Origin of the sequence: Bacillus sp. FSL K6-1284, assembly GCF_038002625.1 — a bacterium.
Classification (GTDB): domain Bacteria; phylum Bacillota; class Bacilli; order Bacillales; family Bacillaceae; genus Bacillus; species Bacillus paralicheniformis.
The window spans coordinates 2,470,169-2,482,426 of the sequence record NZ_JBBOCW010000001.1 but is presented as its reverse complement, the minus strand read 5'-3'; the positions used below and the strand labels follow the sequence as shown (position 1 = coordinate 2,482,426).

Genomic DNA, 12,258 nt, shown 5'->3' with positions numbered 1-12,258 from the left:
TGACAGAATGTTGCAAATTAAAGAACAGTTAAAACAATTAACGCCTTACAAGCCGGGCAAACCGATTGAAGAGGTCAAAAAAGAATTCAATCTCGACCGGGTCGTCAAGCTCGCTTCAAATGAAAATCCTTACGGCTGTTCGGAAGCGGCAAAAGCAGCGCTCCAGACCGAAGTGCAGCAAATGGCTCTCTATCCTGACGGCTATAGTGCGGCATTAAGAACAAAGCTTGCCTCCCATCTCGGCGTAAACGAAACGAACATCATCCTTGGAAACGGAACGGACGAAGTCATTCAAATTATTTCCCGCTCTTTGTTGGATCCTGCATCAAACACTGTAATGGCGAATCCGACATTTTCACAATACAAGCACAATGCTGTCATCGAAGGAGCGGAAGTCAGGGAAATCGGCCTGCTTGACAACGGCTGCCACGACCTGGATGCAATGCTGGAGGCGATCGATGAACAGACGAAGGTTGTCTGGGTTTGCAGCCCGAACAATCCGACCGGAACGTATGAATCCAGCCGCAACCTGATCCGTTTTCTTGAAAAAGTCCCGGAACATGTCCTTGCTGTCGTCGATGAAGCTTATTACGAATACGTAACGGCTCAAGACTACCCTGAGACCATTCCGCTTTTGGAACGCTTTTCGAACTTGATGATTCTCAGGACGTTTTCAAAAGCTTACGGTTTAGCGTCTTTGAGGGTCGGCTACGGGATTGCCTCTGAACAGCTGATTCAGGCGGTTGAGCCGGCGAGACAGCCGTTTAATACAAACCGGCTCGGCCAGGCTGCCGCGCTTGCCGCGCTGGGCGATCAGGCATTTATCGACGATTGCGTGAGAAAAAACAATGAAGGGCTCAAACAGTACTACGATTTCTGTGATGAGCACGGGCTAAATTACTATCCTTCACAAACGAACTTTGTGCTGATCGATTTTAAACGGAATGCAGACGAACTTTTCATGGAGCTGCTGAAAAAAGGCTATATCGTCAGATCGGGGAATGCGCTCGGCTTTCCGACATTCCTTAGAATATCGGTCGGTACGAAGGAACAGAACGAAGGCTTGTTGAAAACGTTAGCCGGCATGTTGTAAGAGGTGATGATTCAGTCACCTCTTTAGTCTATTGATGAACTTAGGTGATAAAAAATGACTCAACCAAATGAAACGATTTTATTGGCCGGTTTGGGCTTAATCGGCGGTTCGATCGCCCTTGCCATCAAAAAGGAACACCCCGGCAAACGGATCATCGGGTTTGACGTGTCAGAAGAGCAGGCAAGAGCTGCACAAAAGCTTGGCGTTATTGATGCTCCGGCTGTTTCTTTTTTAGAAGGGGTGAAAGAAGCATCAACCGTTTTTTTAGCGGCGCCGGTCGAACAGACGCTTCACATGCTTGATGAACTTGCCGCTTCAGGCATCAGAAAAAAGCTGCTCATTACAGATGTCGGCAGCACGAAACAAAAGGTCGTCAGCCATGCCGAGAAAGTGCTGCCGGATGAATACAGGTTTATCGGGGGCCATCCGATGGCCGGATCGCATAAATCGGGCGTCGCAGCCGCCAAAGACTTCCTTTTCGAGAACGCGTTTTACATTTTGACGCCTTCCGGCTCCGCCGGCAAAGAAGCGGTTGCTTCCTTAAAAGATCTGCTCAAAGGAACAAATGCAAAGTTTGTGGAAATGTCTCCGGCTGAACACGACGCCGTTACAAGCGTAATCAGCCACTTTCCGCACGTCGTAGCGGCCAGTCTCGTCCACCAGACCGTCAAATTCGAAGATCATTATCCGCTCGTCAAGCGTTTTGCCGCAGGGGGCTTCCGCGATATTACGAGAATTGCCTCAAGCAGCCCGGCGATGTGGCGCGATATTCTTTTGCACAATAAAGATAAAATATTGGAACGGTTTGACGAATGGAAATTTGAGCTGGACAGAATCCAGTCTTTTATCGAAAATGAAGATGCAGACGGGCTGTTTGAATTTTTTCGGCAGGCCAAGGAATACCGCGACGGTCTGCCTTTGCGGCAAAAAGGCGCGATTCCTTCCTTTTACGATCTTTATGTCGATGTCCCCGACCATCCCGGGGTCATCTCGGAAATTACGGCGATTCTCGCTGACGAGAAAATCAGCATTACGAACATCCGGATTATTGAAACAAGGGAAGACATAAACGGTGTTCTCAGAATCAGCTTTCAATCCGATGAAGATCGAAAACGCGCCGAAAAATGCATTCAAACCCGCGCAAAATATGAAACATTTTATGCTGATTGAGGTGGAACACATGAAAAGAGGAAAAATCAGTTCACTAAAAGGAGAGCTTCATATTCCGGGAGATAAATCCATCTCTCATCGCTCTGTTATGTTCGGAGCCATAGCAGAAGGGAAAACGGTCATCAAAAACTTTTTGCCAGGAGCCGACTGCTTGAGCACGATCGCCTGCTTTCGGAAAATGGGTGTGGAAATCGAACAGAATGGCAGTGATGTCACCGTCCTCGGCAAAGGGCTCGATCAGCTGGCTGAACCTGCGGAACTCCTTGACGTGGGGAATTCCGGAACGACGATCAGGCTGATGCTCGGCATTTTGGCGGGACGCCCGTTTCACAGCACAGTCGCCGGCGATGAGAGCATCGCCAAAAGGCCGATGAAGCGTGTCACAGAACCGCTTCGAAAAATGGGAGCGAAAATCGACGGCCGCGCCGGAGGGGAATATACACCGCTCTCTGTCCGCGGCGGACATCTGGCAGCGATCGATTTTCAGTCGCCTGTTGCAAGTGCGCAAATCAAATCTGCCGTTTTGCTTGCAGGTCTGCAGGCCGAAGGCGCCACAACGGTGACGGAGCCTCATAAATCAAGAGACCATACGGAACGGATGCTGTCAATGTTCGGTGTCAGCCTTCAGGAAGATGAAACAAGCGTAACAATTGAGGGCGGGCAGCAGCTGAAAGCGGCCGAAGTCTTCGTGCCGGGTGATATTTCATCAGCTGCGTTTTTCCTGGCAGCGGCTTCCCTAGTTCCTGACAGTGAAGTCGTGCTTCGCAATGTCGGACTCAATCCGACCAGGACGGGAATCATCGATGTCTTGAAAGAAATGGGGGCCGATCTTGAAATCGAAGAAAAAAATGCCGGAAACGCCGAGCCGTACGGCGATCTCAGAATCAAAACGTCCTCTTTGAAAGCCGCTGAGATTTCGGGCGATTTGATCCCGCGCCTCATCGATGAAATACCGATCATCGCTCTTCTCGCTACACAGGCTGAAGGAACGACGGTCATCAAAGACGCGGCTGAGCTCAAAGTAAAAGAAACGAACCGAATCGATACCGTCGCCTCAGAGCTGAAAAAAATCGGTGCGAACATCGAGCCGACAGAAGACGGGATGAAGATTCACGGCAGGACGCCTCTTACAGGCGGCGCGAAAGTCTCAAGCCACGGGGACCACCGGATCGGAATGATGCTGGGAATCGCCGCCTGCATCTGCGAGCAGCCGATCGACATTTTACAGCCTGAAGCTGTGAGCGTCTCATATCCTTCGTTTTTTGAACATATTGAAAAGCTTGCAAAAAAAGCCTGAAGCCTTGTGCTCAGGCTTTTTCAGCCCGGAAAATCATGAAAGCCGGGCGTTTGATCATAAAACGAATGTCTCCCGCATAGCTTGTCTTAACAGAATCAATCTGCTTCATACAGGTGTGCGGGCAACATATTTGCCGGAAGCCGCCGCGTGAATTATGATAGTAAGTAACTCACCGCGATATGCCGGCTGATACGGCAGGCGATGAATTGACGAAAGAAAGGGACGTTTAGATTTGAATACTTCGATTCAAGAAGCCATAAAATTAGTTGAAGCAGGCCACCCGGAAAGCGGATTGAAAAAGCTTGCTGATATCGAGTCTGACCTTCATGATGAAGACAAAGCCATAGTAGCTCAGCTGTATTACGAATGGGGCATTGTCGATAAGGCTATCGCCATCGCGAATGATCTCCATGAACTGTATCCGGATGAAACGGAACTGACATGCTTTTATGCCGAACTCCTCATCGAAACCGACCAGGAAGAAAAAGCGCTCAGCGTGCTCGAAACGATTCCGGAAACAGATGAAGCGTACCCGCAGTGCCTGCTTTTAATGGCTGACCTCTATCAGATGCAGGGTCTGTTTGAAGTCAGCGAGCAAAAGCTGTTAAAGGCCCAAGCCATTTTGCCGGATGAGCCGATTATCGATTTTGCCTTGGGAGAGCTGTATTTCACTCAGGGAGCTTACGGCAAAGCGGTCCGTCAATTCAAAAAAGCGGCCGAAGAAGAAGCCGTCATCGGCGGCGTCAATGTGTACCAAAGGCTGGCGGAATCATTAAGTTCATCCGGCGCGTTTGAAGAAGCGCTTGAATGGTATGAAAAAGCCGTCAAGGAGAACCCGGAGCCCAACACACTGTTCGGGTTTGGTTTTACGGCGCTGAAAGCGGGGTATCCTAAAACTGCGATTAAACAACTGACAGAGCTGAAGGAAATGGATCCTGCTTATTCTTCACTTTACAAGCCTCTGGCAAACAGCTTTGAAGCAGAAGGGCTTTATGAAGAAGCATTTGAAACGGCAAAAGAAGGAATCCGCTTCGATGAATTCAACAAAGAGCTTTATCTTTCTGCTGCAAAAGCAGCCTTAAAAACGAAAAGGCATTCGGAAGCGAAAGAGCTGCTTCGTGAAGCGCTGGCGCTGGACCCCGGATTTCTGGAAGCCGTCCATACCCTGCTTGCCCTGTTTCTTGAAGAAGACGACGATGAGAGCATTATTGAACTTGTACAGGAAGTGCGCAAATACGGAGAGGATGATCCGAAGTTCAGCTGGCATCTGGCATCGGCGTTCGCCCGGACAGAGGTGTACGACAAGGCGCGTGAGGAATATGAGAACGCATTTTTGCACTATCGGGATGACGCCGATTTCCTTTACGAATATTCAATGTTTCTGCTAGAAGAAGGACGGCGAAAAGAAGCGCTGCCTCTGCTGAAAAAACTGGCAGAGCTCGACCCGGCAAACGAGGAAGTCCAGGAGACGATTTTCAGAATCGAAGATGAAAATTCCTTTGAATAAGCAGGATATGATCGGTTTGTGTGGAATTTATAAAGTAATACACAAGATGCGATAGAGGAGGGAATAACATGCAGACCCCTGTTTCTGTCAATGAAAAAAAAGATTTTATCCGCTGGTTTCTCAACCATTATCAGCTGAAACGAAGAGAGTGTGTATGGATTCTGAATTATTTAATGAGCCATGACTCGCTGATGGAAAAAGTGCATTTTGTCGAGCAGGCCGAATTTTGTCCGAGGGGCATTATCATGTCTACCCACTGCGTTGAGGAAGTGCCTTTTCGTTTTTATAAAGAAAATGTCATGACGACCGATGCAGAAAAATCATTTCATGATATCAGGCTGAATAAGCAGCAGGATCTCTTTATCCAGCTGAACTTCCGCTCAGCCTATAATTCTCCGGAATATGCGGCTGTACTCGAAGCCAATCCCCATATTCCGAAAGACCTATATGAAAATGAAAAAGATAAAATTGTCGCTGAACAGATTTTGGAGCATTCCATTTCCACTTTTCAGAGACAAAAGCTGCTGCGGGAAATCGATGAAGCGCTTGACCGCCAAGATAAAGAAAGCTTCGAAAAACTAGCTAAACAACTGAGCCAGCTGCGATAATCCGCTGCCAATCAAGCCTTGCCGAGAGCAAGGCTTGTTCAGCTCCGGAGAAAGCGCTGTCAAAACGAGGAGGCCGGGAGCCGTGAAATGGAATACGCACGATGCGGATATTTACTTGAACGCGAAAGAATACATCGATACAGCTGTCATCCCTTTAATATCGGTTAATTTGGGAGATCAGTTTAAATCGGCCGTATCAAAAGGGGAATTTACGTCTATACTTGCAGAAGAACTTGAAAGGCAGCTGAAGGGCAGAATCTATTTGTTTCCGCCCTGTACATATTTAGATGCGAATGAAAAATCGGCGCAGCATATCGCCGATTTAAAAGAAATGGCCGGAAAACATTTTCGCCACATCGTTTTTTTAACGACGGATGAACGCTGGAAGCAGGTGCTCGAAAGCGAGCAAAAGCTGCTGTGGGTTCCGGCGATTCCTCTCGAACATATGAAGGATTCGTTAAAGCAGAAGCTGCTGGAAGACCAAATTGAGCAAATATTGAACATTTTGTTACAATATTGGAACTCTTAATAAAAACACTTACATTTCCTTTGTATAATGATTTTGGGAATGTTGACCTTCCTAAAATATTGATATATTATGAGGGTGTCCTAGTTTCATGAATTTTTTTCTATTTCAGTTATATTGTAGCTGGGGACTTGAGGGGGGATATGAAGATGAGCGAAAAAAGACATCGGGTATCCAGACGTCAGTTTTTAAACTATACGCTGACCGGAGTCGGCGGCTTTATGGCGGCGGGGATGCTCATGCCTATGGTTCGCTTCGCGCTCGATCCGGTTTTAAGGCCGACTGAAGATCAGGACATGGTTCAGGTTGTCAGCGTTGATGAACTGACAAATGAACCGCAGCGCTTCGATTTTAAAATCAAACAAGTGGATGCCTGGTACGAATCGGAAGAATCGAGATCAGCGTGGGTTTTCAAAAGTGGGGACGAAATTGTAGCTTTATCACCGGTTTGTAAACATTTGGGGTGTACGGTCAACTGGAACAGCGATCCTAAAAATCCGAATAAGTTCTTTTGTCCGTGCCATTACGGACTTTATGAAAAGGATGGTACCAACGTGCCCGGAACTCCGCCTCTTGCTCCTTTGGACCGCTATGAGCAAGAGGTTAAAGACGGCTACCTTTACTTAGGGAAAGCCAAGCCGAGGAAGGATGGGTGATCATGCTAAACAAAATTTATGACTGGGTGGACGAAAGACTTGACATTACGCCGCTCTGGCGGGACATCGCCGACCATGAAGTTCCTGAACACGTGAACCCGGCTCACCATTTTTCAGCTTTCGTGTACTGCTTCGGGGGATTGACGTTTTTCGTTACGGTGATTCAGGTGCTGTCCGGCATGTTTTTGACGATGTATTACGTTCCGGATATTAAAAACGCCTGGGAATCTGTTTATTATTTGCAGAATGAAGTGGCGTTCGGACAGATTGTAAGGGGAATGCACCACTGGGGGGCAAGCTTGGTCATTGTGATGATGTTTCTTCATACGCTCAGGGTTTTCTTCCAGGGGGCCTATAAGAAGCCGAGAGAGCTGAACTGGATTGTCGGCGTTTTGATCTTCTTTGTCATGCTCGGTTTAGGTTTTACAGGCTACCTTTTGCCTTGGGATATGAAAGCTCTGTTTGCGACAAAAGTAGGTTTGCAGATTGCTGAGGCGACGCCGCTGATCGGCTCGGAAATTAAAACGCTGCTTGCCGGTCATCCGGATATTGTCGGCGCTCAGACGTTGACGCGCTTTTTTGCCATACACGTCTTTTTCCTGCCAGCCGCTCTGTTCGGACTGATGGCTGCACACTTTATCATGATTCGCAAGCAAGGAATTTCTGGGCCGCTGTAAGCGAGCGACTCAATTGAGAAGGAGGGGATGGCATGAAGAGGGGAAAAGGGATGAAGTTTGTCGGTGATTCACGGATCCCGGCGGAAAGAAAACCGAATATTCCAAAAGATTATTCTGAATTTCCAGGGAAAACGGAAGCGTTCTGGCCGAATTTCCTGTTGAAAGAATGGATGGTCGGGGCGGTTTTCCTTGTCGGTTTTCTCGTGCTGACCATCGTGCATGAGCCTCCGCTCGAGCGGATGGCAGATCCGACCGATACCGGCTACATACCTTTGCCAGACTGGTATTTTCTATTTCTTTACCAATTGCTGAAATACGAATATGCTGCCGGGCCGTATACGGTGGTCGGCGCAATTATTATTCCGACAATTGCATTCGGAGCGCTATTATTGGCACCGTTTCTTGACAGAGGCCCTGAAAGAAGGCCGTTTAAACGCCCGGTTGCCGTAGGGTTGATGCTTTTGGCAATTTCAGCGACGATTTTCTTAACATGGCAGTCCGTTGTCACCCACGACTGGGCCGCTGCTGAAGAGCAGGGTAAGATCAAGGAAGAGGCCAATATAGATACGAGTGCAGCAGGGTATAAGATTTATCAGGAGCAAGGCTGTATTTCGTGCCATGGAGACAACATGCAGGGAGGAGCGGCAGGCCCGTCTCTCGTTGACAACGGCTTGTCTCCGGAAGAGATTGCGAAAATCGCCAAGGAAGGAAAAGGCGAAATGCCTGCTGGCGTTTTTAAAGGATCTGATAAAGAGCTTAAAGAACTGTCTAAATTCATCTCCGAAACAACGGCGAAATAAAACGGTTGTCAAGTTGATGAAGGCAGGCTATACTCTTGATAGAGCTGAAGCTGACGCCAAGTCAGCCTCTCGGGCTGTCGACGATGTCGATGGCCTTTTCAATTTTGACCGCTGCTGATCGTGAACCGTACGGAAGCCGGAAAGGCCGCTGCTTCTTGGCGCACGTTTCTGCGGTCAGTCTGTGAAGCTGACTCGGCGGCGGCTTTTTTTATTTAAAGAGACTGTGAGTTGATTGCTTTGAAACTGATTTCCTACATGCTCGCTCAAAAGCCGCTGCTTCTGCTGCTTTTGATCATTAATTTCTTCGGTACGGTTTACGGGTATTACTGGTACCTTCCGCAACTGACGAATACGCCTGCGAAATTTCTGATTTTCGTTCCCGACAGCCCGACGGCGACATTGTTTTTTTTATTTGTTCTCATCGGACTTTTATTGGGAAGGAATGCTCCTCTCTTTGAGGCGCTTGCGCTTGTTACGCTCGTCAAATACGGGCTGTGGGCGGTTGTGATGAATATTCTTGTGCTTGCGGTGTCCGGAAGCCTCCATTGGACGGGCTATATGCTGATCGCGTCGCATTTCGCAATGGCTGTGCAAGGCGTGCTGTACGCCCCTCATTACCGGTTTAAAGGGTGGCATTTGGCGCTTGCGGCTGTTTGGACGCTGCATAATGATGTCATTGATTACTTGTTTGGCATGATGCCGAATTATTCAATGCTCGATCAATATATGCCGCAGATCGGCTATTTTACATTTTGGCTCAGTATCGCTTCGATCGCTTTGGCCTATTACTTGGTTTTGTCCCGGAAAGCTTTTAAGCTGTAACACGGATTCACAATCTAGGTCTAACCTTGTCCCTCTCTTCATACGCTTTAATAGAAGGAGTGGGAGGGACCGTAATGATACGAAAGGTGATCCTTTGCATGATGCTTGCGCTTGTTTTTCCTGCGGCCGGTTTAAAAGCGAAAGAATCATTGGCTTTGCAGGAATTGACGGAACTGTCAGATACGGTATTCCAGCTAACAAGGCAGTCTCAATATGAGGAAGCGGTACAAATTCTTCAATACTTTGAAAAACGGCTGAAAGCAGCGGAGAATGGGGAAACAGAGGGTATTATGACAGGCTCGGAAATCCGCCAGGTCAGTCTGGCCTACCATGATACGCTGAAAAGGCTGGAAAGCGAAGATGTCGCACAGCAGGAAAAATTTAAAGCCGCTGCCCAGTTTAGAATGCTGATGGACGCCATAGAATCTGACCATGATCCGCTGTGGAGCAGTTTGAAAAAGCCGATCATGGATTCTTTCAGCGCTTTGAAGGCCGGGATTCAGAAAGAAGACAACCTGACATTCAGGGAAAAGTGGAATCATTTTTTATCCTTGTATGATACGATTTATCCAAGCTTAACGATTGATGTTTCGCCAAAGCAGTTAAAAAGCGTCTCCAACCATATTGCGGTCGTGGAAAACGGGGGCTTTCAGCAAATGACGGAAAGCAGCAAGCTGGAAAGGCTGACGCTTTTGGAAAAAGATTTGGAAGATGTGTTTGATCAAGTAGAAGAAGATGATGCAGACCCTTCACTATTATGGGTCATCCTGACGACAGGAAGCATTATCCTCTCGACGCTGACATATGTCGGTTTCAGAAAGTATAAAGCTGAAGAGGACAGGCGCAGAAAAAGAGAAAAAGATTGGCCGAAATAAGAAGCTCCGCTGATCGCGAGCTTCTTTTTTTTGCTGACCTTCAATCAGCGTGTGATGGGATTTTTGTTCTCATCAAGCGTAAACCCTTCTCCCAGAACGTCGTGTACGTCGCTTACGGCTACAAAAGCGTGCGGGTCGACCGAGGTAATCACGTTTTTCAGCTGGAAAACCTCATTTTTCGGAACGACGCAGTAGAGAACGTCCCGCTCTGTTTTCGTATATGACCCCTGACCTTTTAAAACCGTGACGCCTCTTTCCATTTCTTCAATGATTTTGCGCTGGATCTGGTCGTTTTTTTCAGAGATGATGGTGGCGCCTTTTGCAGCATAACCGCCTTCCTGCATAAAATCGATGACCTTTGAGGCGACAAATACGGCAACAAGCGTGTACATCGCTTCCTTATAGGAGAGGTAAAAAATAAGGGATAATGTAATGACGCAGGCGTCAAACACAAACATGGCTTTGCCCATCGGCACTTGAAAATATTTGTTGATCAGCCGCACAATAATATCGACGCCGCCCGTCGTTCCGCCGTATCTGAAAATAATGCCCAATCCGGTACCGATAAAAACGCCTGCAAAAAGAGCCGCGAGCGCAAGATCGTTTTGTAGCGGCATATGAATCTGGAAGCGCTGAAAAATCCATAAAAACACCGACAGACTGACTGTGCCGAGAATGGTATATGAGAAGACCGTTCTGCCGAGGAGTTTCCAGCCGATGAAGAAGACCGGGATGTTCAGCACCAGATTGGATATGGAAGGATCGATGTTAAACAGGAAATAAAGCAGCAGGGTAATGCCGGTAAAACCGCCTTCCGACAAGTTGTTCTGCATATTAAAATGAACGAGTCCAAAGGAAAAAACAGCGGCGCCTGCTAAAATAAACAGGACGTTCTTCATTCTGATGTCTCCGAACATAAAAAAACTCCTTTCCTTCCATAAGCTGGCGTTAATATTATAGTGTATCCGTTTTAAAACAGCAAACCCGTCTTAAACATTTGTCAAACTTGTTTGAATTCGCTAACATGTAAGAGATGACAGGAGGTTTTGTCAGCATGACGAAAGAAAAAACGATGAAAGATATACAGCGTGAGGTTGACGAATATATCGGCCAGTTTAAAGAAGGCTATTTCAGTCCGCTTGCCATGATGGCCAGGCTGACGGAAGAGCTTGGCGAACTGGCGAGGGAAATCAACCATCATTACGGTGAAAAGCCGAAGAAAAAAACCGAATCGGAAAAAAAGATCGATGAAGAAATCGGCGACGTATTGTTCGTTTTAGTTTGTCTTGCGAATTCGCTTCATATATCATTGGATGAAGCGCATGATATGGTCATGGAGAAGTTCAACACCCGTGACAAAGACCGCTGGACAAGAAAAGAAGAAGGAAAGTAGAGGAGAATCAAGATGCAAAAGGAGACCATTAAAATCGCAATAGCAGGACCGCGCGGAAGAATGGGAAGCGAAGCGGTCAAACTTGTTGAAGATACCGCACATTTTGAGCTTGTCGGTGCAATCGACCGTACATATAACCGTGAAAAGCTGTCAGACGTGATGATATCAAGTTCAGAAGCCGTCATTTACACCGATATTACCGAATGCTTTTCAGAAACGGCTCCGGACGTTCTGATTGATTTGACAACGCCGGAAATCGGCAAGCTACATACAAAAATCGCGCTGGAGCACGGCGTCCGTCCTGTTGTGGGAACGACAGGATTTTCTGAGAGTGACTTGAACGAGCTTATGGAACTGACCGACGAGAAGGGGATCGGAGCCATCATCGCGCCAAACTTCGCGCTCGGAGCCGTGTTGATGATGAAGTTTTCGCAAATGGCTGCCAACTATTTTACCGATGTCGAAATCATTGAACAGCACCATGATCAAAAGCTTGACGCACCAAGCGGAACGGCCTTGAAAACGGCGGAAATGATTTCGGCTGTTCGCGAAGCGAAAATGCAGGGGCATCCGGATGAAAAAGAAATTCTGCCGGGAGCAAGAGGAGCCGATCAAAACGGAATCCGTCTCCACAGCGTTCGTCTGCCGGGATTGATCGCCCATCAGGAAGTGATGTTCGGCGGAGACGGCCAAACCTTGAAAATCCGTCATGATTCATACAACCGCGCATCTTTTATGTCTGGTGTGAAACTGGCTGTTGAACAAGTGATGAAAATCGATCAGCTTGTCTACGGCCTTGAAAATATCATAGAGTAACAAGAAGGGGGAAATCGC

15 protein-coding genes are annotated in these 12,258 nt (G+C 47.6%); 14 read left to right on the top strand and 1 reads right to left on the bottom strand.

Going from position 1 to position 12,258, the window contains the following annotated elements:
* Positions 1–7 precede the first annotated feature (7 nt).
* The 12 genes from hisC (at position 8) to ypjB (ending at position 10,031) form a co-directional block, all read left to right on the top strand.
* Positions 8–1,093 carry a histidinol-phosphate transaminase gene (gene hisC / locus MHB72_RS12765; protein WP_079289295.1) on the top strand — a complete coding sequence of 362 codons (1,086 nt, stop codon included), beginning with the start codon at positions 8–10 and terminating at the stop codon, positions 1,091–1,093.
* Positions 1,094–1,147: 54 nt separating this feature from the next.
* Entirely contained in the window at positions 1,148–2,263 is a 1,116-nt protein-coding gene (locus MHB72_RS12760) for a prephenate dehydrogenase (RefSeq protein WP_025811226.1), read from the top strand.
* Positions 2,264–2,273: 10 nt separating this feature from the next.
* Complete coding sequence (gene aroA / locus MHB72_RS12755; RefSeq protein WP_023857440.1) at positions 2,274–3,560, top strand: 3-phosphoshikimate 1-carboxyvinyltransferase; 1,287 nt, start codon at positions 2,274–2,276, stop codon at positions 3,558–3,560.
* A 232-nt stretch (positions 3,561–3,792) separates the two neighbouring features.
* Entirely contained in the window at positions 3,793–5,067 is a 1,275-nt protein-coding gene (locus tag MHB72_RS12750) for a tetratricopeptide repeat protein (RefSeq protein ID WP_023857438.1), read from the top strand.
* A 68-nt stretch (positions 5,068–5,135) separates the two neighbouring features.
* Positions 5,136–5,675: a ReoY family proteolytic degradation factor gene (locus tag MHB72_RS12745; protein ID WP_020451944.1), complete on the top strand. Its 540-nt coding sequence runs from the start codon at positions 5,136–5,138 to the stop codon at positions 5,673–5,675.
* A gap of 82 nt (positions 5,676–5,757) precedes the next feature.
* Positions 5,758–6,204 carry a YpiF family protein gene (locus MHB72_RS12740; protein WP_025811228.1) on the top strand — a complete coding sequence of 149 codons (447 nt, stop codon included), beginning with the start codon at positions 5,758–5,760 and terminating at the stop codon, positions 6,202–6,204.
* A gap of 146 nt (positions 6,205–6,350) precedes the next feature.
* Positions 6,351–6,857, top strand: a complete 507-nt coding sequence (locus MHB72_RS12735) for a QcrA and Rieske domain-containing protein (protein WP_003182954.1) — start codon at positions 6,351–6,353, stop codon at positions 6,855–6,857.
* 2 nt (positions 6,858–6,859) lie between these two features.
* Complete coding sequence (gene qcrB / locus MHB72_RS12730; RefSeq protein ID WP_003182952.1) at positions 6,860–7,534, top strand: menaquinol-cytochrome c reductase cytochrome b subunit; 675 nt, start codon at positions 6,860–6,862, stop codon at positions 7,532–7,534.
* Positions 7,535–7,566: 32 nt separating this feature from the next.
* Positions 7,567–8,334 (top strand): menaquinol-cytochrome c reductase cytochrome b/c subunit, encoded by a 768-nt coding sequence (locus MHB72_RS12725; RefSeq protein WP_020451942.1) that lies wholly within the window; start codon positions 7,567–7,569, stop codon positions 8,332–8,334.
* 35 nt (positions 8,335–8,369) lie between these two features.
* Positions 8,370–8,519, top strand: coding sequence for a hypothetical protein (locus MHB72_RS12720; protein WP_164468298.1), 150 nt, complete (start codon positions 8,370–8,372; stop codon positions 8,517–8,519).
* A gap of 70 nt (positions 8,520–8,589) precedes the next feature.
* Positions 8,590–9,156, top strand: a complete 567-nt coding sequence (locus MHB72_RS12715; RefSeq protein WP_371268734.1) for a DUF1405 domain-containing protein — start codon at positions 8,590–8,592, stop codon at positions 9,154–9,156.
* 74 nt (positions 9,157–9,230) lie between these two features.
* Entirely contained in the window at positions 9,231–10,031 is an 801-nt protein-coding gene (gene ypjB / locus MHB72_RS12710; RefSeq protein ID WP_035338516.1) for a sporulation protein YpjB, read from the top strand.
* A gap of 44 nt (positions 10,032–10,075) precedes the next feature.
* Here ypjB and MHB72_RS12705 read toward each other — a convergent pair whose 3' ends face one another.
* The gene (locus tag MHB72_RS12705; RefSeq protein ID WP_023857433.1) at positions 10,076–10,948 is read right to left on the bottom strand and encodes a YitT family protein; all 873 of its coding nucleotides are present in this window, start codon (positions 10,946–10,948) and stop codon (positions 10,076–10,078) included.
* A gap of 137 nt (positions 10,949–11,085) precedes the next feature.
* Here MHB72_RS12705 and MHB72_RS12700 point away from each other — a divergent pair, with 137 nt between their 5' ends.
* Both MHB72_RS12700 and dapB read left to right on the top strand, forming a co-directional pair.
* Positions 11,086–11,424 carry a nucleotide pyrophosphohydrolase gene (locus tag MHB72_RS12700; RefSeq protein WP_023857432.1) on the top strand — a complete coding sequence of 113 codons (339 nt, stop codon included), beginning with the start codon at positions 11,086–11,088 and terminating at the stop codon, positions 11,422–11,424.
* Positions 11,425–11,436: 12 nt separating this feature from the next.
* Positions 11,437–12,240 (top strand): 4-hydroxy-tetrahydrodipicolinate reductase, encoded by an 804-nt coding sequence (gene dapB / locus MHB72_RS12695; RefSeq protein WP_020451937.1) that lies wholly within the window; start codon positions 11,437–11,439, stop codon positions 12,238–12,240.
* Positions 12,241–12,258 lie beyond the last annotated feature (18 nt).

What these genes read in the sequence shown, in the direction of transcription:
- hisC (WP_079289295.1), top strand. Translation starts at nt 8, where the DNA reads ATGTTGCAAATTAAAGAACAGTTAAAACAATTAACGCCTTACAAGCCG.
- MHB72_RS12760 (WP_025811226.1), top strand. Translation starts at nt 1,148, where the DNA reads ATGACTCAACCAAATGAAACGATTTTATTGGCCGGTTTGGGCTTAATC.
- aroA (WP_023857440.1), top strand. Translation starts at nt 2,274, where the DNA reads ATGAAAAGAGGAAAAATCAGTTCACTAAAAGGAGAGCTTCATATTCCG.
- MHB72_RS12745 (WP_020451944.1), top strand. Translation starts at nt 5,136, where the DNA reads ATGCAGACCCCTGTTTCTGTCAATGAAAAAAAAGATTTTATCCGCTGG.
- MHB72_RS12735 (WP_003182954.1), top strand. Translation starts at nt 6,351, where the DNA reads ATGAGCGAAAAAAGACATCGGGTATCCAGACGTCAGTTTTTAAACTAT.
- qcrB (WP_003182952.1), top strand. Translation starts at nt 6,860, where the DNA reads ATGCTAAACAAAATTTATGACTGGGTGGACGAAAGACTTGACATTACG.
- MHB72_RS12725 (WP_020451942.1), top strand. Translation starts at nt 7,567, where the DNA reads ATGAAGAGGGGAAAAGGGATGAAGTTTGTCGGTGATTCACGGATCCCG.
- MHB72_RS12715 (WP_371268734.1), top strand. Translation starts at nt 8,590, where the DNA reads ATGCTCGCTCAAAAGCCGCTGCTTCTGCTGCTTTTGATCATTAATTTC.
- ypjB (WP_035338516.1), top strand. Translation starts at nt 9,231, where the DNA reads ATGATACGAAAGGTGATCCTTTGCATGATGCTTGCGCTTGTTTTTCCT.
- MHB72_RS12705 (WP_023857433.1), bottom strand. Translation starts at nt 10,948, where the DNA reads ATGTTCGGAGACATCAGAATGAAGAACGTCCTGTTTATTTTAGCAGGC.
- MHB72_RS12700 (WP_023857432.1), top strand. Translation starts at nt 11,086, where the DNA reads ATGACGAAAGAAAAAACGATGAAAGATATACAGCGTGAGGTTGACGAA.
- dapB (WP_020451937.1), top strand. Translation starts at nt 11,437, where the DNA reads ATGCAAAAGGAGACCATTAAAATCGCAATAGCAGGACCGCGCGGAAGA.